The sequence below is a fragment of the Sinomonas terrae genome, from assembly GCF_022539255.1.
Lineage (GTDB): Bacteria > Actinomycetota > Actinomycetes > Actinomycetales > Micrococcaceae > Sinomonas > Sinomonas terrae.
This window is the reverse complement of record NZ_JAKZBV010000001.1, coordinates 3,646,378-3,669,399: the sequence shown is the minus strand read 5'-3', so window position 1 is coordinate 3,669,399 and position 23,022 is coordinate 3,646,378. Positions and strand designations below refer to the sequence as shown.

20 protein-coding genes and 2 tRNA genes are annotated in these 23,022 nt (G+C 69.1%); 11 read left to right on the top strand and 11 right to left on the bottom strand.

The genetic code is table 11. The features are described 5' to 3' along the window. Window positions 1–5: 5 nt before the first annotated feature. Window positions 6–245, bottom strand: coding sequence for a hypothetical protein (locus L0M17_RS16935; protein WP_241055561.1), 240 nt, complete (start codon window positions 243–245; stop codon window positions 6–8). A gap of 75 nt (window positions 246–320) precedes the next feature. Next, entirely contained in the window at window positions 321–1,316 is a 996-nt protein-coding gene (locus L0M17_RS16930; RefSeq protein ID WP_241055559.1) for an FUSC family protein, read from the bottom strand. A gap of 127 nt (window positions 1,317–1,443) precedes the next feature. On the opposite strand from L0M17_RS16930, the gene fdh reads away from it, so the two are divergent. Genes fdh through nrfD form a run of 3 tightly spaced genes read left to right on the top strand, consistent with a single transcriptional unit; the run spans window position 1,444 to window position 6,878 of the window. Further along, complete coding sequence (fdh, locus tag L0M17_RS16925; protein WP_241055557.1) at window positions 1,444–4,785, top strand: formate dehydrogenase; 3,342 nt, start codon at window positions 1,444–1,446, stop codon at window positions 4,783–4,785. Further along, window positions 4,786–5,790, top strand: a complete 1,005-nt coding sequence (locus L0M17_RS16920; protein WP_241055555.1) for a 4Fe-4S dicluster domain-containing protein — start codon at window positions 4,786–4,788, stop codon at window positions 5,788–5,790. After that, the gene (gene nrfD, locus L0M17_RS16915) at window positions 5,787–6,878 is read left to right on the top strand and encodes an NrfD/PsrC family molybdoenzyme membrane anchor subunit (protein ID WP_241055554.1); all 1,092 of its coding nucleotides are present in this window, start codon (window positions 5,787–5,789) and stop codon (window positions 6,876–6,878) included. The genes L0M17_RS16920 and nrfD overlap by 4 nt, the downstream gene beginning before the upstream one ends. A gap of 32 nt (window positions 6,879–6,910) precedes the next feature. Here nrfD and selD read toward each other — a convergent pair whose 3' ends face one another. Next, on the bottom strand, window positions 6,911–7,918 hold the full coding sequence (gene selD / locus L0M17_RS16910) for a selenide, water dikinase SelD (protein WP_372498074.1): 1,008 nt from the start codon (window positions 7,916–7,918) through the stop codon (window positions 6,911–6,913). Window positions 7,919–7,981: 63 nt separating this feature from the next. Here selD and L0M17_RS16905 point away from each other — a divergent pair. The 3 genes from L0M17_RS16905 (at window position 7,982) to selB (ending at window position 11,244) form a co-directional block, all read left to right on the top strand. After that, window positions 7,982–8,076 (top strand) — tRNA-Sec (locus L0M17_RS16905). A gap of 36 nt (window positions 8,077–8,112) precedes the next feature. Further along, a complete protein-coding gene (selA, locus tag L0M17_RS16900) occupies window positions 8,113–9,444 on the top strand; it encodes an L-seryl-tRNA(Sec) selenium transferase (RefSeq protein WP_241055550.1) in 1,332 nt (443 codons plus the stop codon). 3 nt (window positions 9,445–9,447) lie between these two features. Then, window positions 9,448–11,244 (top strand): selenocysteine-specific translation elongation factor, encoded by a 1,797-nt coding sequence (gene selB, locus L0M17_RS16895; protein ID WP_241055548.1) that lies wholly within the window; start codon window positions 9,448–9,450, stop codon window positions 11,242–11,244. A gap of 108 nt (window positions 11,245–11,352) precedes the next feature. Here the strand turns inward: selB and L0M17_RS16890 are convergent, their stop codons facing one another. From L0M17_RS16890 to L0M17_RS16875, 4 genes are all read right to left on the bottom strand, one after another. Beyond that, window positions 11,353–12,918, bottom strand: coding sequence for a CehA/McbA family metallohydrolase (locus L0M17_RS16890; RefSeq protein ID WP_241055546.1), 1,566 nt, complete (start codon window positions 12,916–12,918; stop codon window positions 11,353–11,355). Between the two features lie 114 nt (window positions 12,919–13,032). Then, window positions 13,033–13,644 carry a hypothetical protein gene (locus L0M17_RS16885; protein WP_241055544.1) on the bottom strand — a complete coding sequence of 204 codons (612 nt, stop codon included), beginning with the start codon at window positions 13,642–13,644 and terminating at the stop codon, window positions 13,033–13,035. A gap of 82 nt (window positions 13,645–13,726) precedes the next feature. Beyond that, on the bottom strand, window positions 13,727–14,026 hold the full coding sequence (locus L0M17_RS16880; protein WP_241055542.1) for a hypothetical protein: 300 nt from the start codon (window positions 14,024–14,026) through the stop codon (window positions 13,727–13,729). Window positions 14,027–14,140: 114 nt separating this feature from the next. After that, window positions 14,141–14,216 (bottom strand) — tRNA-Thr (locus L0M17_RS16875). Between the two features lie 608 nt (window positions 14,217–14,824). On the opposite strand from L0M17_RS16875, the gene L0M17_RS16870 reads away from it, so the two are divergent. Continuing rightward, window positions 14,825–15,547, top strand: coding sequence for an HAD-IA family hydrolase (locus L0M17_RS16870; RefSeq protein ID WP_241055540.1), 723 nt, complete (start codon window positions 14,825–14,827; stop codon window positions 15,545–15,547). Here the strand turns inward: L0M17_RS16870 and L0M17_RS16865 are convergent. Genes L0M17_RS16865 through tmk form a run of 3 tightly spaced genes read right to left on the bottom strand, consistent with a single transcriptional unit; the run spans window position 15,544 to window position 18,930 of the window. Further along, the gene (locus tag L0M17_RS16865; RefSeq protein WP_241055538.1) at window positions 15,544–17,097 is read right to left on the bottom strand and encodes an alpha/beta hydrolase; all 1,554 of its coding nucleotides are present in this window, start codon (window positions 17,095–17,097) and stop codon (window positions 15,544–15,546) included. The two genes, L0M17_RS16870 and L0M17_RS16865, sit on opposite strands and share 4 nt — an antisense overlap. A 13-nt stretch (window positions 17,098–17,110) precedes the next feature. Beyond that, window positions 17,111–18,253: a DNA polymerase III subunit delta' gene (locus tag L0M17_RS16860; protein WP_241055537.1), complete on the bottom strand. Its 1,143-nt coding sequence runs from the start codon at window positions 18,251–18,253 to the stop codon at window positions 17,111–17,113. Beyond that, on the bottom strand, window positions 18,250–18,930 hold the full coding sequence (gene tmk, locus L0M17_RS16855) for a dTMP kinase (RefSeq protein ID WP_241055535.1): 681 nt from the start codon (window positions 18,928–18,930) through the stop codon (window positions 18,250–18,252). The genes L0M17_RS16860 and tmk overlap by 4 nt, the downstream gene beginning before the upstream one ends. Before the next feature lie 50 nt (window positions 18,931–18,980). Between tmk and L0M17_RS16850 the strand changes: the two genes are divergently transcribed. From L0M17_RS16850 to L0M17_RS16835, 4 genes are read left to right on the top strand one after another with little or no spacing between them, the layout of a single operon-like run. Further along, a complete protein-coding gene (locus tag L0M17_RS16850; protein WP_241055533.1) occupies window positions 18,981–20,177 on the top strand; it encodes a trans-sulfuration enzyme family protein in 1,197 nt (398 codons plus the stop codon). 17 nt (window positions 20,178–20,194) lie between these two features. After that, a complete protein-coding gene (locus L0M17_RS16845; protein ID WP_241055532.1) occupies window positions 20,195–20,503 on the top strand; it encodes a DUF2516 family protein in 309 nt (102 codons plus the stop codon). Window positions 20,504–20,527: 24 nt separating this feature from the next. Continuing rightward, window positions 20,528–21,376: a class I SAM-dependent methyltransferase gene (locus tag L0M17_RS16840; protein ID WP_241055530.1), complete on the top strand. Its 849-nt coding sequence runs from the start codon at window positions 20,528–20,530 to the stop codon at window positions 21,374–21,376. A 10-nt stretch (window positions 21,377–21,386) separates the two neighbouring features. Then, window positions 21,387–22,133 carry a phosphoglyceromutase gene (locus L0M17_RS16835; protein ID WP_241055528.1) on the top strand — a complete coding sequence of 249 codons (747 nt, stop codon included), beginning with the start codon at window positions 21,387–21,389 and terminating at the stop codon, window positions 22,131–22,133. A 94-nt stretch (window positions 22,134–22,227) separates the two neighbouring features. Here L0M17_RS16835 and phoU read toward each other — a convergent pair whose 3' ends face one another. Then, complete coding sequence (gene phoU, locus L0M17_RS16830) at window positions 22,228–22,887, bottom strand: phosphate signaling complex protein PhoU (protein WP_241055526.1); 660 nt, start codon at window positions 22,885–22,887, stop codon at window positions 22,228–22,230. Window positions 22,888–23,022: the final 135 nt, after the last annotated feature.

Here is a 23,022-nt window from a genome sequence, read left to right as displayed (position 1 = left end):
ACCTCCTATCTGTCCTGCTTGCCCTGCTTGTCCTGCTTGAACGGCCAGCCCAGGACCCGGAGGCCGTTGTCGGAGCGCCGCAGCTCGGCTCTCCTGAGCACCTCGCCGAGGTGGTCGCTGCGGTAACGGGTGATCACGTTCTCGGCTAAGGTGGCGGCGTCCCATTCGTCGTCGGCCTGCAACTGCGCGACAAAAACGGGCTCTGGTCCGTCATCGACGGTGAGGAAGAGATCGTAGTTTGGCATCGATCGCCATTCTTCGCCCGATCCCCCCTCGACGAAAAGGGCCAGACGCGACTCGCCGAAGTTCCGCCGCTGCAGCTAGTGGCGCCGGCCTCGAACACGCGCGTCGACGAGCACCACGGCGAACCCGATCAGCACTCCGAGGACGGTCTCGACGGCCCGGTCGGTGATCATCGCCTGCGCCGTGCCGGGCAGCGCGAGCCGGGTCATGAGCAGTATGAGCGGGGTGAAGAAGAACAGCGCCAGCGCGTAGTGGCGGACCATGAACAGCTCGGTAGGGAACTGCAGGGCCACGACCAGGACGCCCATCGCCAGGGTCGACGGGTGGAAGGCGAAGATCGCCGCGGTCAGGCAGAGCCCGGCCAGCGTGCCGACAACCCGGTGGACGCCGCGCCTGAGCCGGCCGGAGATGCCGGGCGCCGAGAGCGGCACGGCCGCGCCGGCCATCGCCCAGTGGGGATGCCCGATACCGATGGCCAGTGCGGCCAGCCCCGAGGCGGCGACCGCGATCGCATAACCGCCGCCCCTTCGCAGGGACGGAAGCGCCGCCTGCGGGGGTTGGGGCGGCCGTGTCGCGGCCCGCGGGGAGGAGGCGCCGATGGCGAGGGCGAACACCGCCGAGGCCAGGGCGACCGCGGTGCCCGGGAAGGGGTCGGCGCGTTCGAGGGCGGCACAGGCCCCGAAGGCAAACAGGGCGAAGAAGGGGCCAGCCGGGCGGAACCCGACCCGGTCGGCGGCCAGGGAGGCCAGCCCCGCGAACAGGGCCTCGCCCAGCACGAGGGCCACCCCGGGGGACTGCACCGCGGAGAGGGCCGATCCGAGCGCCACGCCCGCCACGAGGAGGCCACCTGCGGAGGACTGGTGCCGAAGCCGGGTGACGCGGTCGGCGCCGCGGCCGTACATCCCGGCGAACCCGCCGAACACAGCGTCGATCACCAGCTCGGGGCGCCCCATGAGCAGCAGGATGATCGTAGGGATGCCGACGCCGAGCGCCATCCTCAGGGCCGGCCAGTGGTCCTGCTCCGAGGGGCCCACGGCGACGAAGCCGCGGAGGCGCGACAACAAAAGTTGCACTCGAGCACTCCCCTTCCTGCTCCGCCGCGCCGCACGCGGGACAAAACACCGGCGTTGACGCGGGGTGCCGAGGTCGCCCCTGCTGCTTCCCAGCATAAACGCGTGGACTTGGGATATGCTCCGGAGAATGGCACGGCGAAGTTTTCTCCAGTGGCCGGTCGTCCGTCAGGTGAGCACGGGTGACCTGCTCGGCCGCGGGCCATCGGTTACCTCGCCCCGGACGAAGGCGATCGCCCCGCGGACGTCCACTGCGGATCGCGTCGTGCAGAGCGTGTGCCCTTATTGCGCCGTTGGATGTGGACAGCGTGTCTATGTCAAGGACGAGAAGGTTGTCCAGATCGAGGGCGATCCGGATTCGCCGATTTCGCGTGGTCGGCTCTGCCCGAAGGGCTCTGCAAGCGAGCAGTTGGTCAACTCGCCGGGCCGCCAGACTCGAGTGCTCTACCGTGCGCCGCGCTCAAGCCGTTGGGAGCATCTGGATCTCGCCACGGCGATCGACATGGTCGCGGACCGGTTCGTCGAGACGCGCCGCCGGACCTGGCAGCAGGAAGACGAAGAGGGAAGGCTGCTGCGCCGCACGATGGGTATCGCCTCCTTGGGCGGGGCCACGCTGGACAACGAAGAGAACTACCTGATCAAGAAACTCTTCACGGCTGCCGGGGCGGTCCAGATCGAGAACCAAGCCCGCATTTGACACTCGGCCACGGTTCCCAGTTTGGGGGCCTCCTTTGGACGCGGTGGTGCGACGCAATCCCTGCAGGACATGGCGAATGCCGACTGCATCGTCATTCAGGGTTCCAACATGGCCGAGTGCCACCCCGTGGGGTACCAGTGGGTCGCGGAGGCGAAGGCCCGCGGAGCGAAGGTCATTCACGTCGATCCGCGGTTCACCCGCACCTCGGCGGTTGCTGACAAGCACATTCCGATCCGGGCCGGCTCTGATGTTGTCCTCTTGGGTGCGCTCATTAACTACGTCATCAGCAATGACCTCTGGTTCAAGGAGTACGTCAGCGCCTACACCAACGCGGCTACGCTGGTTCATGGGGATTACCGCGACGCTGAGGATCTCGGTGGGCTTTTCTCCGGCTTCGACCCAGAGACAGGGGCGTACGACACGGCGTCATGGTCGTACGCCGAACAGGCCGGGGATACCATCGATGAACCCGGGGCTGGCTCGGAACACGGCGCCGATGCTTCGGCTCATGCCGCCGGCCACCAGTTCGGCAGCGGCGGCCCGCCCCTCGAGCACGCCCGAGTGCAGCGCGACGACACCCTGCAGGACCCCCGGACCGTCTTCCAGATCGTCAAGCGCCACTACGCCCGGTACACCCCTGAGATGGTCCAGGACCTGTGTGGGATCGAGGTGGCGGACTTCGAATATCTGGCCCGTGCCATCACGGAGAACTCGGGCCGCGAGCGGACAACCTGCTTCGCCTACGCCGTCGGGTGGACCCAGCACTCGCTCGGAACCCAGTTCATCCGGGCGGCCGCCATCCTGCAGCTTCTGCTGGGAAACGTGGGCCGCCCGGGCAGCGGGATCATGGCGTTGCGGGGCCATGCCAGCATCCAGGGCTCCACGGACATTCCGACCCTGTTCAACCTGCTGCCCGGGTATCTGCCGATGCCCAGCGCCGGTCGCCACGACACCCTCAGCGAATATCTGGAGGCAATCGCCTCGAAGGAGCAGAAGGGATACTGGGCCGACGCCGATGCCTATACCGCGAGTCTGATGAAGGCCTGGTGGGGCGACGCTGCGAGCGCGGAAAACGACTGGGCCTACGACTACCTTCCGAGGCTGACCGGAGCGCACGGCACCTATGAAACGGTGATGGGGATGCTCGAGGATGAGGTCGAGGGCTACTTCCTGCTCGGACAGAACCCCGCAGTGGGGTCGGCCCACGGCCGGATGCAGCGGCTGGGCATGTCCCATCTGAAGTGGCTCGTGGTGCGCGATCTGAATCTGATCGAGTCGGCGACCTGGTGGAAGGACGGGCCGGAGATCGAATCTGGCGAGCTGCGCACCGAGGACATCGAGACCGAGGTGTTCTTCCTCCCGGCGGCGACCCACGTGGAGAAGGCCGGCTCGTTCACGCAGACCCAACGGCTGCTGCAGTGGCGGCACCAGGCGGTCGCGCCGCCCGGGGATTGCCAGAGCGAACTGCAGTTCTTCTTCGAACTGGGCCAGCGGATCCGGCAGAAGCTGGCAGACTCGGACGACGAGCGCGACCGTCCCCTGCTCGACCTCACCTGGGACTATCCCACCGATGCCCACGGTGATCCGGATCCTGAGGCGGTGCTTGCCGAGATCAACGGCCGCCACCTCGAAGGCCCGGACGCCGGCAAGCCTCTCTCGGCATATACCGAGCTGCGCGCCGACGGTTCTACCTCGGCGGGCTGTTGGATCTACACCGGGGTGTACGCCGGCGGCATCAACCATGCCGCCAATCGCAAGCCGGGCCGCGAGCAGGGGCCGGCGGCCTCCGAATGGGGCTGGGCCTGGCCAGCCAACCGTCGGATCCTCTACAACCGGGCCTCGGCCGACCCTGACGGGAAGCCGTGGAGCGAGCGGAAGAAATACATCTGGTGGGACCAGGAGCAGGGGAGATGGGTCGGAGACGACGTGCCCGACTTCCCGGTTGACCGGGCGCCGGGCAGCCGGCCCGATCCGGGTGCCGGCGGCGCCAGCGCGCTAAGCGGCGATGATCCATTCATCATGCAGGCCGACGGCAAGGGCTGGTTGTTCGCGCCCAAGGGCTTGGTCGACGGGCCCCTGCCCACCCACTACGAGGCTCAGGAATCGCCGGTGGCCAATGCGCTCTACCCGCAGCAGCAGAGCCCCGCGCGGCTGGTGTTCCCCCGCGCGGACAACCTCAGCGCGCCAAGTGCCGGTACCCGCGGGGCGGATGTCTATCCCTACGTCTTCACCACCTACCGGCTCACCGAGCACCACACCGCAGGCGGGATGAGCCGGTGGCTGCCGTACCTTTCGGAGCTGCAGCCGGAAATGTTCTGCGAGGTCTCCCCGGAGCTGGCCGCCGAGCGTGGACTTGAACCTTATGGGTGGGCCACGATCATCTCGCCCCGCTCCGCCATTGAGGCGAGGGTGCTTGTCACTGAACGGGTGACGCCGCTATCCGTTGGCGGGCACACCGTGCATCAGATCGGGCTGCCCTACCACTGGGGCGTCGGGAAGGACGCGGTGGTCAGCGGAGACGCGGCCAACGATCTGCTGGGGGTGACGCTGGACCCGAACGTCCAGATCCAGGAATCCAAGGTCGCCTCCTGTGACATCCGTCCGGGGCGCCGGCCCAGGGGGCCAGAGCTGCTTGCTCTGGTCGCCGAGTACCAGGCGCGGGCCGGAACGACGATCGAGACCGGGAATCGCGCGGTCACCGATCCGGCGGCGGAGGGCGTCGAACTCGACTCCTCTGCTAACGTTCCGCGCACCGACTCGAAGTTGGAGGATTAGATGGGCCAGCTGTCAGGACCGACGGACCCGTCCGCCGATGCCCACTGGGAGAACCGCCAGCCGCGCAAGGGGTTCTTCACCGACACCTCCATCTGTATCGGCTGCAAGGCCTGCGAGGTTGCCTGCAAGGAGTGGAACCACAACCCGCAGGACGGGAACCTCGAGCTGCTCAAGTCCTCCTACGACAACACAGGAGCGTTGGGCGCGAGCACATGGCGGCACGTGGCCTTCGTCGAACAGGGCCAGGAACGCATCATCCAGGCCCGCGAATCGGGGCGTGCGCTCGTCAATCTGGGCATGCCTACCGTCGGCCCTCCAGCACCGGTAGGCGATCAGGACCTGTCTGGGGTGGACACGACCCCGCCGGACACGCCGGACTTCCGTTGGCTGATGTCCTCCGATGTCTGCAAGCACTGCACTCACGCGGGGTGCCTCGACGTGTGCCCGACCGGGGCGCTCTTCCGCACCGAGTTCGGCACTGTGGTGGTGCAGGACGACGTGTGCAACGGCTGCGGAACCTGCGTGGCCGGGTGCCCCTTCGGCGTGATCGAACGCCGCACCGACGGCACGGTCACGGTCGCCGCGCAGCGGGAGGAGCATCATGCGGAACATCCGGCTGTTCCCAACGTCGGCATCGCCCAGAAGTGCACGCTGTGCTACGACCGGCTGGTCGCCGACGAGACGCCCGCCTGCGCCAAAGCCTGCCCGACGACATCGATCAAGTTCGGCGACCACGACGACATGATGGAGACGGCACGGGCACGCGTCGCCGAACTGCATGAGCAAGGCCTGACGGAGGCGAGGCTCTATGGCGCGAACGAACTCGACGGCGTCGGCGGTACTGGGTCGGTCTTCCTCCTGCTCGACGAGCCGGAGGTCTACGGTCTCCCGCCGGACCCGAGAGTGCCCACCGCCGACCTGCCGCGAATGTACCGGCGGGCTGGCGTGGCCGTAGTAGGCATGGTAGCCGCGGCTGCGCTGGCTTTCCTGAGAGGACGGGCGTGACCCACTCGGATTTCGACAGCTTTCGCCCCACCGAGCTGGCGCGCCGTCGTCGTACCGATCGCAGGCGCGGCGGCGGCCGCCGCCGAGACGGCGGTGACGGCTCCCGGGAGATGCCCATGGTGCCGGAGGCCGAATTCACCTCGTACTACGGCCGACCCGTGGTCAAGCCCGCCCCGTGGGGTGACGATGTTGCCGCCTACCTCTTCCTGGGCGGCGTCGCTGGCGGTTCCGCCCTGCTCGGTCTTGGCGGGCAGCTGACCGGACGGCCGGTGCTGCGCCGGAACGCCAGGCTGAGCGCATTGGCCGCAGTGAGCCTCGGGGCTCTCGCCCTGGTGAAGGATCTGGGCAGGCCGGAGCGCTTCCTGCATATGCTGCGGACCTTCAAGCTGACCTCGCCGATGAGCGTGGGATCGTGGATCCTCAGTGCTTTCAGCGCGGGTACGGGCGTCTCGGCAGTGGCCGAAATCGACCGGATGAGCGGCGCCCGGCTGCCGCTGGGCCCCTTGCGGCCCGTGCTGCAAGCCGTCGAGGGCCCAGCTGGCGTCGAGGCCGCGCTGTTCGCCGGCCCGCTGGCGGCGTACACGGCGGTCCTACTCGGCGACACAGCCACGCCGACGTGGAACGCGGCTCACGAGGAGCTGCCTTTCGTGTTCGTCAGTTCGGCAGTCCTCGCCTCTGCCGGGCTTGCCATGATCACCACACCGGTGCACGAGGCGGGTCCCGCCCGAAAGCTTGCCGTGTTCGGCGTCATGGGGGACGTGGCGGCGATGCGGGTGATGGAGCACCGGATGGACCCGATCGCAGCCGAGCCGCTGCGTCAGGGCAGGGCAGGTGCCATGCTTAGATGGAGCGAACGGCTGGCCGCCGCCGGTGGCCTGGGCGCACTGCTGGGCGGACGCAACCGCGCGGTGGCCGCCGCGTCGGGATTGGCGCTGCTGGCCGCATCGGCCCTCACCCGTTTCGGCGTGTTCGAGGCAGGCCTTTCGTCGGCCAAGGACCCGCGATACACCATCGAACCGCAGAAGAACAGGCTCGCCGCCCGGCGCGCTGCCGGGATCACGGACGATTCGATCACTACCGCCGGATGATTGGCCTGATTGGCCTCATCGGCCTGATCGGCTCAGCGGATCTCGATCCCCTGACCCTTGGTCGTGTGCCCGATCACGGGATGCCCGGGCAGCTCGCCGACGACGAGCAGGCCGCCCGAGGTCTGAGCATCGGCCAGAAGGAGCAGATCGTCTTCGGTGATGCCCGGAGCGACCCGTACCTGCGGCCGCACCCAATCGAGGTTGCGCCGCGTCCCACCTGAGACAAAGCCGTCCCGCAGCGCCTCCCGCGCGCCCTCGACAAGTGGTACCGCTTTCAGGTCGATCACTGCGCCCACTCCCGAGGCACGGCACATCTTGTACAGATGCCCCAGCAGGCCGAAACCCGTTACGTCCGTGGCCGCACGCACGCCGGTGGCCACCGCGTCCGCGGCAGCGTCGCGATTGAGGCTCGTCATCGTCGCAATTGCTTCTGCAAACACCTCACCGGTCTGCTTATGCCGGTTGTTCAGAAGTCCGACCCCGATCGGCTTGGTGAGCGTGATCGGCAACCCCGGCTTTGCGGCATCGTTGCGCAGCAGCCGATCGGGATGGGCGACGCCGGTTACCGCCATCCCGTACTTCGGCTCAGGATCGTCGATGGAATGGCCGCCGATCACCGGGCAGGCCGCTTCCGAGGCAACGCTCAGACCGCCGCGGAGGACTTCGGTCATCAAGTCCGGCGAGAGCACGCCGCGGGGCCAGCCTACGAGATTGATGGCCATGATGGGCTGGCCGCCCATCGCGTAGATGTCAGAGAGGGCGTTGGCGGCTGCGATCCGTCCCCAGTCGAAGGGGTCATCGACGACCGGAGTGAAGAAGTCGGCGGTGGAGAGCACCGCCAGGTCACCGCGCACCAGGACGGCTGCGGCGTCGTCGCCGCCTTCGAGGCCGACGAGGACGTCCGCCCCGGGCTGGCCGATGAGGCCCCGGACCGCGTCTTCGAGCTCGCCCGGTGGAATCTTGCAGGCGCAGCCACCACCGTGGGCATAGCCTGTGAGCCGGGGGGCGACGTCGGCGGCAGGTTCCTCGAGTTGCGGGATTGGCGTTCGGGCCTCGTTCACCCGGTTAGCGTACCCCTTGGACAGCCTGCTAGATTCAGGCGCGGTGGCGTCCGGGTTCTGGTGGGCCCCCCGGTCTTCAAAACCGGTGAGGCCGAGCATCTCGGCCTGGCGGGTTCGATTCCCGTCCGCCACCGCCAACTGACGTCGGGCAATCCCCGGAACGAGGAGGGGCTGTGGACCAGGTCGATCCTCGCCGCCTGATTCCCCGCACGAACGACCTGCTGGCGCTGCCGGAAGTCCGCGCAGCCCGGATACGGCTGAACGAGAGTGTCATCCGCGGACTCGTCCGGCAGGTCCAGGAGCAGGCACGGCGCGGCGAGCTCGCGCCCGGCCAGGTGGAAACAGCCCTGCTGGGCGCCCTTGCTGCGCGCAAGGCGACAACTCTGCGCCAGGTGCTGAATGCAACCGGGGTAATCGTCCATACCAACCTCGGCCGCGCCCCCCTTTCTGCGAGTGCGGTTGAAGCTCTTGTGACGGCCAGCGGTTACGTCGACGTGGAGCTGGACCTGGCAGACGGCACCCGCTCGCGCCGCGGCGCCGGCGCCCGTGCCGCGTTGCTCGCTGCCTGTCCGGGCGCCGAGGACGCCCTGGTCGTCAACAATGGAGCTGCGGCCCTGGTGCTGGCCACCACAGCCTTGGCCGGCGGCCGGGAGGTGGTGGTGAGCCGCGGGGAGCTGGTCGAGATCGGCGCCGGCTTCCGGCTGCCCGACCTGATCGAGTCGACGGGCTCAGCGCTCCACGAGGTGGGCACGACCAACAGGACGCACTTGCGCGACTACGCCAGCGCGATCGGGCCGAACACGGGCTGCGTGCTCAAGGTCCACCCGAGCAACTTCCGGGTTGACGGATTCACCTCCGCCGTGCCGCTGCGCGAGTTGAGCTCGCTCACAGCATCAAATGGGGTGCCCCTCGTCGCCGATCTGGGCAGCGGACTGCTGGCGCCCGACCCGCACCTGCCGCACGAACCCGATGCAGCCTCCGCGCTGGCCAGCGGGGCCGATCTCGTCATCGCCAGTGGGGACAAACTGCTGGGCGGACCTCAGGCAGGCTTGCTGCTAGGAGGCAAGGAGATCATCCAGCGATTGGCCCGCCACCCGCTCGCCCGCGCCGTCCGGGCGGACAAACTCGCCCTCGCCGCCCTCGAGGCGACCGTCGCGGGCGAAACGCCGCCCGTCGTCCAGGCCCTGCACGCCGATGTCGGGCAGCTCCGGCGCCGCACAGACAGGCTCGCCCGAGCCCTCCACGCACCTGTCGTGGCGCATGAAGGCAGGGTCGGCGGCGGCGGCGCACCCGGTGTCCCCCTGCCGGGATGGGCGCTGCGGCTCCCCGAGCAACTCGCGGCGCTCTTGCGCGCTCGCGACCCGGCCGTGCTGCCGCGCGTCCACGACGGCTCGTGCCTGATCGATCTGCGCTGCGTGCCCGAAGAGGACGATGACCGGATACTCGACGCGGTGCGGCAGGCGCTAGCAGTTCTCGAGGTTTCTGCTGCAGGCAGGGCGGGCTGAGCCTTGCACGTCGTTGCCACCGCGGGGCATGTCGATTCCGGCAAGAGCACTCTGGTGCGCGCGCTGACCGGGATGGAGCCGGACCGTTGGGAGGAGGAACGGCGCCGTGGGCTGACCATTGACCTGGGCTATGCCTGGACCAGCCTGCCGTCCGGACAGGAAGTCGCCTTCGTGGACGTCCCCGGCCATGAGCGCTTCCTCGGCAACATGCTGGCCGGAATCGGGCCCACGCCCGTGGTCTGCTTCGTCGTCGCCGCCGACGAGGGCTGGCAGGCGCAGTCAGGCGACCACAGGGACGCCGTCGCTGCCCTGGGTATCGAGTACGGCGTCGTGGTCCTCAGCCGCATGGACCGGGCATCCGAACAGCGGGTCAACGACGTGCTCGCCCGCACGCGCAGAGAGCTCGCCGGCACTGGGCTGCAGAACGCGCCCGCAGTCGCCGTCTCAGCCATTGACGGCACAGGCCTGGCTGAACTGCGTGCCGCGCTCGACGGCGTGCTGGCCGGTGTGCCCTCGCCTACGACCACTGGCCGGGTCCGGTTGTGGGTGGACCGCTCGTTCACCATCACCGGCTCCGGAACGGTGGTGACCGGGACACTGGCAGCAGGAACGATTGTCCAGGGTGACCGGCTCCAGCTGCTCGGTCACTCTGAACCCCGAGCCGTCGTGATCCGCGGCCTGGAAAGCCGAGACACCTCATGCCCCTCAGTGGGGCCCGTCAGCCGAGTGGCATTGAACCTGCGTGACGTCTCCGCCGCGGACATCCGCCGCGGAGACGCGCTCGTTACCCCAGACGCATGGCCCACGACGGGCGTCCTGGGCATTCGGCGGACTACCGGCGCGGCCTATACGGATGTACCGGAGCAACTCATGGTGCACGTTGGCACGGCGTCCGTGCCAGCCAGACTGCGTCCCTTCGGGGCCGACCATGCCCGGCTCGTCCTGGAGAGGCATCTGCCGCTCGTTCTCGGAGACCGTCTGGTGCTCCGTGACCCGGGGAGCCGCTCGGTCCTCGGCGGGGCACGGGTCCTCGATGCCGATCCGCCGCCGCTGAGGCGCCGCGGCGACGGCGCGCGCTGGGGGGAGCGGCTTGCAAGCATGGACCCCGGCGGTGACCTGATGGGCGAAGTGGCAGCCCGCGGGGCCGTGCAGGAAGAACATCTCCGCCGGCTCGGGCTGATCTCAGAGCCGGGTGCGGAGGCGCCCGCTTGCGTTCGGGTCTTCGGCGATTGGTGGGTGCATGCTCCTGTCTTCGACGCATGGGAGCATCGGTTGCGCACTGCGCTTGAGGCGCTCCGGGAGCGCGATCCTTTGGCCCCGGGCCTTTCCATGGGCGCCGCCAGAGACCTGCTCGAGCTGCCCGACGAGAGGCTACTTTCCCATCTGGTCCGAGATGCAGGGCTCGAACAGGAGGGCGGCCATGTCCAGCTGCCCGGCACTCAGAGCAGCCTCGGTCCCGCCGAGCCCGCGGTCGCCGAATTGGAGCGCAGGCTCAGCGCACACGCGTTCCAGGCCCCAGAGTCCGACGAGCTTGCCGCGCTGGGCCTAGGGGCCCGGGAGCTGGCCGCCGCCGAGCGCACCGGACGCCTGCTCCGGCTGCGTGATGGCGTGGTGCTGCTGCCTACGGCGCCGGCCATTGCGATGCGTGCCCTCGCCCGTTTGGAGCAGCCCTTCACGACCAGCCAGGCACGTCAGGCGCTCGACACAACACGCCGGATCGCGGTCCCGCTGCTGGAACATCTCGACTCGCGCGGTTGGACACGGCGCCTGGACGCCGGTCACCGCACTATCGTGAGGTGACGGCCCGGTCGTCCTCCCTCCAGTGCGCCTCCAGATGCACACGACGGCGGCGGCTCACTCTGATGAGGTCCGCCGCCGTCGGTATACGGGAGCTACTTCATACGAGAGCTACTTCGAGCCGAGGAAGATCGGGTTCGTCAGGGCGGCCATCGGGCCGAGGGGAAGGTTCGGTCCCATCTCGGTGCCGCTGCCGGAGGTGCCATCGGCCTTCGGGTGGCGGACCTCGATGCGGATGTAGGCGGAGAGCTGCGGAGTCGTGAGCCACGTGCTCGTGCCCTGGCCCGAGGCGGGGAGCGTGACCTGCTGCGTTTGGCCTTCGTCCGTGATGAAGCGGACGACGCCGTTCGGCACGCCCCCGACGGTCGCCGTCACCGTGACGGGGGCGTCCGGGGCGACGTCGAGCCGCTCGCCGATACCCGCGGTCTTCGCGCCCGACTTCACGGTGAAATCGAGCGTGACGTCTGCGGATTCGGCGATCCACGAGCGGCCGGAGCGGATGCCCTCGAGGATGGCGTCATGGGAGAGCGCAGATGCGTTGACGACGTTGTGCGGCCAGCCGATGACCTGGGGCACGCTGTGGGCGTCGCTGTCGCCCATCGCGGGGAGCCAGCGCCCATTCGTCCGCACCGAGTGCACGAGCATCGAATCCCACGTGTTGACCGAGGACTCGTCGTCCACCGTCCAAGGCCCCGTCCAGACCTCGACCGCGTCGGCGTCGTCGTACCCGAACTTCCAGCGGCACGCGACATACGGGCAGTAGGGGTGGGCCGGAACCACGAGGCCGCCCTTGGAATGGATGAGCTGGGCAGCGTCCTCGAAGCCCTTGTCCCGTGCCCGGTAGCGCCAGTCGATCCACTCGCCCGGCTCGAGTCCGAGCGCAAGGTAGTGGCCGTTCCGGGTGGTCACCTCCTCGCCCGTCAGGATGAGCAGGTCATTCCCGGCGAGGGGGCCCCACACTCCGTGGGAGGCGGGCGTGTTGTGATCGGTGGAGATCATGAAGTCGAGGCGTGCCGCCCGAGCGCCGGCGGCGACCTCGTCCGGGGTGCGCTTGCCGTCCGAGTAGACGGTGTGCAGGTGGGCGTCGCCGCGGTACCAGCCCGCACCCTTGCCGGCGATGGCCTGCGCGGGGTACTTCGGCTGATAGGGGGCGCCGTCGGGCCCGTAGTCGAGGGTGACGGTCACGGTGTAGTCCATGCCGTCCTCGGAGACCTGGTATGGGCCCAGGATGACGTTCCAGGTGCCGTTGCCGATGGGCCCGGGCAGGTAGCCGGGGGTGGCATCGGAGGCGCTGATCGTGAACTCGGTCCGGAAGCCGCCGGACCAGCCGCGGAAGCCCTTGCCCTGCAGGTCAGTGCCGCGCTCGTCGAAGATGCCGATGTCGCAGGCGTTCGTCAGGAGCCCCGAAGGGACGCTGGGCTTGCTGTACGTGTAGGAGACGCTGACCCGGTTCACGCCCGCCGGGACGTCGACCGGGAGGTAGACGAAGTCCGCCGCACCAGGATCCAGGTGGCCGGTGATCGTCTTGGTCTTGCTCGTGCCGCTGTCGGCGGCCGCGAAGCTCATGGGGGTCAGGGTTAGCGCCGCGCCGGTGAGCGCTGCTGCCAGGAAGCCCCGTCGTGAGGGGGAAAGGAGGGCAGAGGTATCGCCGCTGTGGGCCTTGCAGGGGGAAGTCACGCCGATATGGTGGTGCCAATTACTTAACGGTAGGAAACCGCTGGGGGTCCGAGGGCTGAACAAGCGAGACGAGTCTGGAACGGACCGGAGCCAGCGGGCGCCCGGGGCTCGAAGCTAGGCCCTCGTCCGCGGCATCCCGCGCAGGACGTGCATCTGGACGTCTAGCCACACCTCGAACGCGGGGAGGTCCGCCACGAGCGACTCCGTGACGAGCCATGAGGCGCCTCCGAGCCCGTACCCAAGCTGCCCCTGCAACGGCAGCGGCAGGAACAGTAGAGTCCCCATGGCCCTTCGTCTGCGCCCCAGCTCGTCTCTTGCGATCCGTTCAGCAATGGCCTGGCGGGAGTCCGGCACGTGGGTGCCTTCCCAGTGCCGCCGGTGCGCTACGAACCATTCGCGCCCCTCTCGCAGGAGTGGCTCCGCCGCCTCGCGCAAGGCCTCTTTGCCGGTCAGCGCACCCATGTAGTCAACCGAGCTGTGCCTCCTGACTGCTGGGGCAGTGTCCCGCAGCAGGGCGGTCCACCACTCCTGCCACTGCCCCTGAACCTCCGGATCCTTCCCGCGGTGAGCCATTACAGGCACCCGAGGTTCCAGCCGACGGGCAGAGGCGCCGAAGCGCCCCAGCCCGAGCCCGAGCGCGTCGCGGACGTAGAGCGCGACGACGAGCGCCTCCGGGCGGCCGATGCGCACTCCTTGGATCTCTCTGGTCTGTGATCGGAACGCCATGCAGGATCATTACCCGATGGGGATCCGGGGAAAATCCGTCCTGACCGAGAGTGATGGATGTTCGCGAGCTGGCTGGCAGGGCCTATGACGTGCTCGACGGGCTGGGGGAGACCTTCGAGGGGCTCGGCGACGGTGTGCCGGACTGCCACTTCTGCCGGTGCTCGCCCGAGTCTTGGTGGACCTGCTTGTTGGCATCGGTCACAGTCCCGCGCTGGACGAACACCGTCTCGATATTCCCGTTGGCCTTCTTGACCGTCATCTGCCCGTGCAGCGTCTCAGCATTGACTTGCCCGGGCGCGTGCTTGCCTGCATGCTTGCTTGGCTGGGCGCTCGCGCTGGCCGAGGGCGACGGCGTCGGGCTGCCGCTCTGATCCCCCGACACACGCTTCAGCAGACGAGCAGCAGGTCGCCACACCGTCGTCCGCAGCACCGAGCCGTCCTAGGAAGACAAAAAGTCCCTCTCAAATCCGCGTTTCCGCAGGTGAGAGAGGGGTTGTGGAGCCTCCCAGCGGGATCGAACCGCTGACCTTCTCATTACGAGTGAGACGCTCTACCGTCTGAGCTAGGGAGGCAACTGGAGCCCCGCCGCGGCGGAACCACCGAGTGAATACTCTAGTGGGGCGGCCCGTCCGCGGTCAAAACGAGCCGCCGAAACGACCGGTCAGGCCATCTTCCCCAGGTACTCCACAGCACATGCAACGGCCGCAGAGAAAAGTCTCCACGAGCGGTAATGGGCCGAGTCGACGTAGGCGCTTCCGCCCCGGCTTCGCAGGCATGCAAGCGTGCTCTGCCGTCCACCGGGTCTCTCGGGATATACCACGATGTCCACCGAACCTATTGTCCCGAGCGCGAGGCGCGCCCCGGTTCCTCTCAATGCAGCCCGCAGCTGCCTGCTGACCTGCAGTCTCTCCAGTGCGGTGGTCCCCGTCACCCTGTGCTCCCCATGTTGTTCTGGCCGCCCGGGCGGTGGCCGCCACCCCCAGCGTGGCGGCCACCGATGGGGAGAACAAGCGCACCGCGCCGTATGACGCAATATTCCCCGAAGATTTAGGACCGAACCTTCTGGAGCAGGTGTTCATCCCACGTACGTGGCGAATTCAGGGTCGGGTAGCGATGGGATGCGAGCGTGGTGATTCAATCGCCGGGATTGCCGGCGCACAGAGAAATCGGGGAGCTTGGAGTGTCTGTGCAGAACCTGCAGCCAGCCGCGGCGCGCTGCATCCGTCTTGCCGTGCTCGACCTGAACGGGACAACGGTCGTCGATGGAGGCGCCGCGGAGCGCGCGGTCGCTGAAGCGCTGGGCGCCCTCGGTGTCGCGGGGGAGAGGCTCGAGGCAGCACTTGCAGTATCGCGGCACAGTGCGGGGCTGGACCGCACCCAGGTCTTCGAACGGCTCTTCCCGGACGACGGCGAAAGTGCCCGGGCGGCGAGCCGCGCCTTCGCGGTCGCCTACGACCGCATGATCGCCGCCGGCTGCCTCCGTCCTGTGCCCGGCGCGGAGGAGGCGGTTCACGCTCTCCGCGACCACGGCGTCAAGGTGTGCCTCGCGACCGGATTCGGCCGGCACACGCAGAACAGCGTCCTCGAGGCCCTCGGCTGGATGGGCCTCGCCGACCTGTCACTCTGCTCTGAGGACGCTGGCCGCGGCCGGCCCTACCCCGACATGGTCCTCACCGCGGTCCTCGCACTCGATGTCGACGACGTGCGCGAGGTCCTCGTCGCGGGGGACACGACGGCGGACATCACCTCTGCCCTCAGCGCCGGCGCTGGCGCGGCTGTCGGCGTCCTCACGGGCGCCCACACGGCAGGCGAGCTCATGGCCGCGGGCGCGACCGCCGTCGTCGGCTCCGTCGCAGACCTGCCCGGGCTCCTCTGGGGCCGGGAGGAAGCAGCCGCGGGCTAGCAGCGCGCGCCGTCCTTGGGCGCGTTCCCGTCGACGAGGTAGCCGTCCACGGCGTCATCGATGCAGGTCGAGCCGCGGCCGTAGGCGGTGTGTCCCTGGCCGTTCCACGTGAGCAGGTCCGCGTTCCCGAGTTCGCTGCGGAGGGACTGCGCCCACGGGTAGGGGGTCGCGGGGTCGCCGGTCGTGCCGACGACGACGATGGGGCTGCTTCCGGTGTAGTGCGCGGGGGCGGGGGTGCGCACGGGCTGGTAGGGCCAGTCGCGGCAGTTGACGCCGCCGTATGCGAAGAACTGGCCGAACGTCGGGGAGGCCTGCTCGAGCTGGGCTGCCTCGGCGGCCATTCCGGCGGGGTCGGAGGGCTCGGAGTAGTCGAGGCAGTTGTACGCCATGAAGGCGAAGTTGCTGTTCGAGGAGTACGTGCCGTCCGATTCGCGGTCCGCTGCGAGGTCTGAAAGGCGGAGCATCGCCGAGCCGTCGCCCCTGAACGCGCTCGTGAGGGCCCCTGTCAGCACGCTCCAGTTCTGGTTGTTGTAGAGCGGGATGATCATGCCGTTCACGAAATCTGTGATCGGCAGAATACGTCCGTCCGTCGTGGACATCGGGTGCTTCGCGACCGACTGGAGGAGGTTCCGCACCTGCGCGACCGCTTCATCCTCGGTCCCGTGCACCGGGCAACCGGAACCGGAGAGGCACGAGCGGATGTAGGCGTGCAGGGCGTCCTCGAAGCCCTTCGCCTGACCGATCGTGATCTGGCTCGCGGTGAGGGCCGGATCAAGGGCGCCGTCGAGCGCGAAGCGTCCGACGCGGTCCGAGAAGAGGGTCGCGTAGGTTGCGCCGAGGAAGGTCCCGTAGGAGAACCCGAAGTAGTTGAGCTTCGTCTGCCCAGCGACGACGGCGCGGATGATGTCCATGTCACGCGCAGAACTGATCGTGTCGGTGTGAGCGAGGATGGGCCCCGTATTCGCCTTGCACGCTTCGATGACCGTCTTCTGCTCTGCGAAGGCCTGGTCGAGACCGGGCGGGGTCGACGGATCGATGTTCATCTGCCGCGCCGCGTCCTCCTGCGACGCGTTGAGGCACGTGACCGGCGCCGAACGCTTTACGCCTCGGGGATCCCAGCCGATGATGTTGTACGCGTCCCTCAGCTTCTGGGTGAACATCTGGGTCGCCGAGTCTCTGACGAGGTCGATGCCGGACGCTCCTGGGCCACCCGGATTCACGAGGAGGCTAGCGGAGGTGTTCTTGCCCTGAAGGCGAGCGACGGCGAGCTGGATCGTATCGCCGTCCGGCTTCGAGTAGTCCACGGGAACGGTGACCTTGGCGCACTCGAGCCCGTTCTCGCACGACGACCACTGGATCTGCTGCTGGTAGTACTTCGCGAGTTCGGGCGGGGCCCCCGCGGTGGCGGAGGGGTCTACGCCCGGCTTCGCGTTCTGACTCGGCCCGAACGGGGTGCACGCGCTGAGGGCGAGCGCGATCACCGCGAGCCCCGCAATGATGGCGAGGACGGCGCGGAGGGGCGACCCCTGGCTCGGGGCAGGCGTGCTCACAGGGGCTGTCTCCTCAGATCAGGCTTACTGCCATGGCCTCGACCGCGAGGAGCGGGGCCACATTGGTGGTCGTGATGCGTTGTCTCGTGGTGTTAACCGCGTCCATGCGGGTCAGCGTTACGTCCGCCGTGGAGGCCGCCGCGAACTCGGCGATCTCGGCCGCAAGCTCAGTATTCACCGGTTCGACCGCACCTCCGAGCTGGACCATGAGCACGTCTCGGTAGAACGAGAGGAGGTCTGTCAGGGTCCGGTCGAGGGAATCGGTCACCGACCGCTTGGCGCGGCGCTTCTGGTCCTCTTCGAGCTGGCGCACCTGTGCCCGGAGGCTCGGCGGGAGCTTCTCGTCGGCCGTGACCCCGAGGGTCTCGAGGAGCCTCGTCCGCTCCTGCGCGTCCCGCTCCTCGTTCGAGCTCGAGGCCTCGTCAGTCGCGATCTTCACGAGCTGCTCCGCGAGCCTGACCGCTTGCGAGACGCTCGAGAGTGAGAGGGGGAGCCGAACAGTGGCCGCCCGCCGCTCGCGAGCCGACTCATCATGGACCAGTCGGCGCGCGATCCCAATGTGGCTCTGGGCGGCGCGTGCCGCCTGCAGGGCGAGCCGCGGGTCTGCGCCGTCGCGCTCCACGAGCAGCGCGGCAACGTCGTCGACCGGCGGAACGCGCAGGTTCACGGCGCGGCAGCGCGAACGGATCGTGACGAGGACGTCGGCGGGCGACGGCGCGCAGAGCATCCAGATCGTCCGGGGAGTGGGCTCCTCGATGGCCTTGAGCAGCACATTCGTGGTGCGTTCGGCCATACGGTCGGCATCCTCGACGACGACGATCCGCCACCGCCCCGTCGACGGGCGGTCGCCGGACTTGGCCACGAGCTCCCGCGCCTCGTCAATAGTGATTGTGATCTTCTCTGTGCGCACGAACGTCACGTCGCTGTGGGATTCGGCGAGCACGGCGCGGCACCCTGCGCACACGCCGCAGCCGCGGCCCATGACGTCGTCGACCTCGCAATTGAGCGCTGCCGCGAAGGCCTTCGCCGCCGTCGAGCGTCCCGAGCCGGGCGGTCCTGTGAAGAGCCAAGCGTGGGTCAGTCCCTCGCCCGCGGCCGCCCGACTCAACTGCTCGACGACGGGCTCCTGCCCGACGAGCTGCTCCCACACCGTCATGCGCGCACCTCGAGCGAGCGGGTCACGGCCGCGAGGATCCGCTCGGCGAGTTCTTCGAGGTCGCGCCGTCCATCCAGGACCAGGTAGGCGTCGGGGCGGTCTTCGGCGAGGTCGAGGAAGGCCGCACGGACGCTGCGGTGGAAGTCGTCGGACTCGGACTCGAGCCGGTCCTCGACAGCGTCGTCCGCGGTCCGCCGCGAGCGCCCCTCGGTCTCGTCGACATCGAGCAGCACCGTGAGGTCCGGCCAGAGGCCCTCCGTGGCCCAGACGTTGAGATCGCGGACCGGCTTGACGCCCAGACCGCGCGCGACGCCTTGGTAGACGATCGAGGAGCCGATGTAGCGGTCCGTGATGACGATGCATCCGCGATCGAGCGCGGGCTTGATCGTCTGGGCGACGTGCGCCGCCCGGGCGGCGGCGAAGATGAGGGCCTCGGTCCGCGCGTCGACCTCCCCCTGGCCGTGGTCGAGCACGAGCGATCTGAGCTTCTCGCCGATCGGGGTCCCGCCCGGCTCGCGCGTCAGCAGAACCTCGTGGCCAGCAGCGAGCAGCGAGCCCGCGAGCAGCCGGGCCTGGGTCGACTTCCCCGCGCCGTCGCCGCCCTCGAATGCGACGAAGAGGCCGCGTGCGGGCCCACGATCAAGCTCGCCCGTGGGGGAGGCGGGGGAGAAGGTCACTGTCCAAGCCTACCGACTCGGGGACGCTCGGACGGGCATACCCTAGGGGCATGACCGACGTCCCCGAAACCGACTCCGCTCTGCCCGAGTACACGTTCCCCCATCTCGACGCCGCGGAGCTCTCTGCGCTCTCTCCGGAGACACTCGCTGTCGCGGCCGGGCGTCCCGAACGCGGGCACGACACGCCTGTGAACCCGAGCGTCGTGTTCTCCTCGACGTTCGTCGGCCTCGGATCGGTGGGCGACGGCGCCCGGGGCTATGCGCGCTTCTCGAACCCCACCTGGGAACCGTTCGAGGAGGCCGTGGCGCGGCTCGAGGGCGCCGAGATCCCAGCGCTCCTCTTCTCTTCGGGCATGGCGGCCGTCGCCGCGGCACTGAGCCTCGTTCCGGTCGGCGGCGTGCTCGTCGCGCCAGCCCACGCCTACTCGGGCACGCTCGGGCTTGCGCAGGCCAAGGGCGTCCGGGGTGAACTCGGACTCCGCTCCGTGGACATCGCGGACACGGACGCGACCGTCGCCGCGCTGGACGGCGCCGACGTCCTGTGGGTCGAGAGCCCCACGAACCCCATGATGGAGGTCGCCGACCTGCCCGCCCTCACGGCCGCAGCGCACGCGGCGGGGGCCGTCGTCGTCGTCGACAACACCTTCAGCACCCCGCTCGGGCAGCAGCCCCTCGCGGTGGGCGCCGACGTCGTCGTCCATTCCGCGACGAAGTACCTCGCGGGGCACTCCGATGTGCTCCTCGGCCTCGCCGTCACGGCCGACGACGAGCTCCGCGCCCGGCTCCTCGGCCACCGCACCCTCCACGGCGCGATCGCCGGCCCGATGGAGGCCTGGCTCGGGCTCCGCGGCCTCCGGACGCTCGCGCTGCGGGTCGAGCGCTCGCAGGCGACGGCAGCCGAGCTCGCCCGCCGCCTCGAGGGCCACCCCGCCGTGCGCCGCACGCGGTACCCCGGCCTCGTCTCGGACCCCGGGCACGAGCGCGCCGCGGCCCAGTTCGACGGCTTCGGCTCGATCATCAGCATTGAGCTCGACGGCGCCGCCGAGGCAGACGCGCTCGTCGCGGGCCTCGCGCTCTGGCTCCCGGCGACCTCGCTTGGGGGCGTCGAGTCCACCATCGAGCGCCGACGCCGGCACATCGCCGAGCCGACGACCGTCCCCGAAGGGCTCGTGCGGCTGAGCGTGGGGATCGAGAACGTCGACGACCTGTGGGCCGATCTCGCCCAAGGCCTCGATTCGCTCGTGTGAGCCACTAGGCTGGTGGTGTGATCGCCAGCTACATCGTCTTCTACAGCGACCTCATCGTGGGCTATGCGGTCTCGCTGCTGTGCCTCGTCATCTCGCTGTGGGCGTTCATCGACTGCGTCACCCGCAAGGGCGCGGCGTTCGAAGCCGGCTTCAAGCGCACGAAGGGCTTCTGGCTCGGCATCACCGGCGGCGCGACGCTCGTCGGCATCCTCGCGGCCCTGAGCCCAGTGAGCCCGCTGTTCGGCCCGAGCCTCTTCACGCTCGCCGCCGTGACCGCGGCCGGCATCTATCTCGCCGACGTGCGCCCGGCAGTCTCGTCGCGCTGACCCTGACCCCGGCCGGCTGACCGAGTGGTCCAGAAGGCGAGCCCGATCAGGGCCACGCGTGGGCGTCCCGTCGGGAACGTCACACGGGGGACCACGAACCCGAACCGGATGCGCCGCGTGGATCGCTGGATCACGGGCGTCAACGCGCGCCGCTTCCGTGCCCTGCCGCCGTCGCCCCTCGCCGTCGACCTCGGCTACGGCGCCTCCCCGGCAACCGCCGTCGAGCTCTTCGAGCGCCTCCGCACCGTGCGCGACGACTTCCGCCTCACGGGGGTCGAGATCGAGTCGGGCCGGGTCTCCGCGGCCAAGCCGCTCGAGCGGGAGGGACTCGACTTCCGCCTCGGAGGCTTCGAGCTGCCGGTCGACGGCGCCCCCGCGCTCGTCCGGGCGTTCAACGTGCTGCGGCAGTACGAGGAGGCGGACGTCGCCGCGATCTGGGAGCTCGTGTGCTCCCGCCTCGCGCCGGCCGGCCTTTTCGTGGAGGGCACGTGCGACGAGATCGGGCGCAGGGCGGCGTGGGTAGCGCTCGACGGCGGCGGCCCGCGCACGCTGTCCGTGGCCCTGCGCTTCGGCTCGTTCGAGCGGCCGTCCGACGTCGCAGAGCGCCTTCCGAAGGCGCTCATCCACCGCAACGTACCCGGCGAGCGGGTCCACGGGTTCCTTGCGGCGCTCGATGCGGCATGGGCCGCCGCCGCCCCGCTCGCTCCCTTCGGGAATCGCCAGCGGTGGATCACCACGGTGCGCTCCCTCAAGGAGGCGGGGTGGCCCGTCCTTCACGGCCCCGGACGCTGGCGGCTCGGTGAGCTCACGGTCGCGTGGGAAGCCGTCGCATCCGGCGTCACGGACGCTCGGGGAGCGGGGCTCGCCCGATAGCATGAGCCCTATGACTTACACGCTGATCCTGCTGCGCCATGGGCACAGCGACTGGAACGCCAAGAACCTCTTCACGGGCTGGGTGGACGTCGACCTCAACGACCAGGGGCGCGAGGAGGCTCAGCGCGGTGGCGAGCTGCTTGCTGAGAAGGGCCTCCTCCCGGACATCCTCTTCACTTCGCGGCTCAAGCGCGCGATCAACACGGCGAACATCGCCCTCGCTGCGGCCGACCGCGGCTGGATCGACGTGAAGCGCTCGTGGCGGCTCAACGAGCGCCACTACGGCGCCCTGCAGGGCAAGGACAAGGCCCAGACACTCGCGGAGTTCGGCGAGGCGCAGTTCATGGAATGGCGCCGCTCGTACGACGTGCCGCCGCCCCCTCTCCCGGACGACTCCGAGTTCTCCCAGGTCGGTGACCCGCGCTACGCGGACCTCGGCGATGACATCCCGCGGACCGAGTGCCTCAAGGACGTGCTCGAGCGGCTCATGCCGTACTGGGAGTCGGAGATCAAGGCTGAGCTCCGCGCGGGCAAGACGGTGCTCATCACCGCGCATGGCAACTCGCTGCGCGCGCTCGTGAAGCACCTCGACGGCATCACCGACCAGGACATCGCCGGCCTCAACATCCCCACCGGGATCCCGCTCGTCTACGAGCTCGGCGAGGACTTCAAGCCGACCAGCGCCGGGGGGACGTACCTCGACCCTGCCGCCGCGGCGGCGTCGATCGAGGCCGTGAAGAACCAGGGCAAGAAGTAGCGCTCGGCGCGCTGCGTAGGAGCATACGACGGCGGCCGCTCACCGAGATAGGGTGAGCGGCCGCCGTCGTCGTCGGGGTCAGAGCGCGGGGACGTCAGTTGGACGTCATGTCCCCATCCCACTCGCCGGTGACGAGGTAGGAGACCTTGCGCGCTACCGAGACGCCGTGGTCTGCGAAGCGCTCGAAGTAGCGGCTCGCGAGAGCGGCGTCGACGGCGAGGGCCGGCGAACCGTTCCACGACGCATCGGCGATCGCGCGGAAGACGCCCGCATGGAGATCGTCGATCTCGGCATTCGTGCCCTGGATCTTCGCGACGAGTGTCAGATCGTGGGTCTCGAGGAGCTGCGCGACATCCTCGATCATCGTCTTGTCCAGCTCGGCCATCCGCTCGAACGTCCGCGCGAGGGGCGCCGGGACGGCGTTCTCGGGGTAGCGGAGGCGCGTGAGCTGGGCGATGTGCCGGGCGAGGTCGCCCATCCGCTCGAGCGAGGCGCTCATGCGGAGGGACCCGACAATCGTGCGAAGGTCGCTCGCCACGGGCCCCTGAAGCGCGAGGATGTCGATCGCTCGCTCGTCGAGCGCCGTCTGGCGGAAGTCGATGCGCGCATCCTCCGCGATGACCTCCTGGGCGAGATCGACGTCGGTGTTCTGGAAGGAGTCGACAGCCTTGTCGAGCGCCACCGCGACGAGCCTTGCGATCTCCACGAGATCGTCGTGGACCAATTTGAGTTCTTCCTGGAATACCTTGCGCACGGCGGTGTCCTTTCCTCAGTGCTCCGTCTCGACGCGCACGGGCGGGGGAATGCCGTCCCGTCACCGCGCCTTCTGCCCCTCGGGGCACTCCGACTCGTCACACTCTCAGCGGCAGATGAATACTTGTCTGCCCTG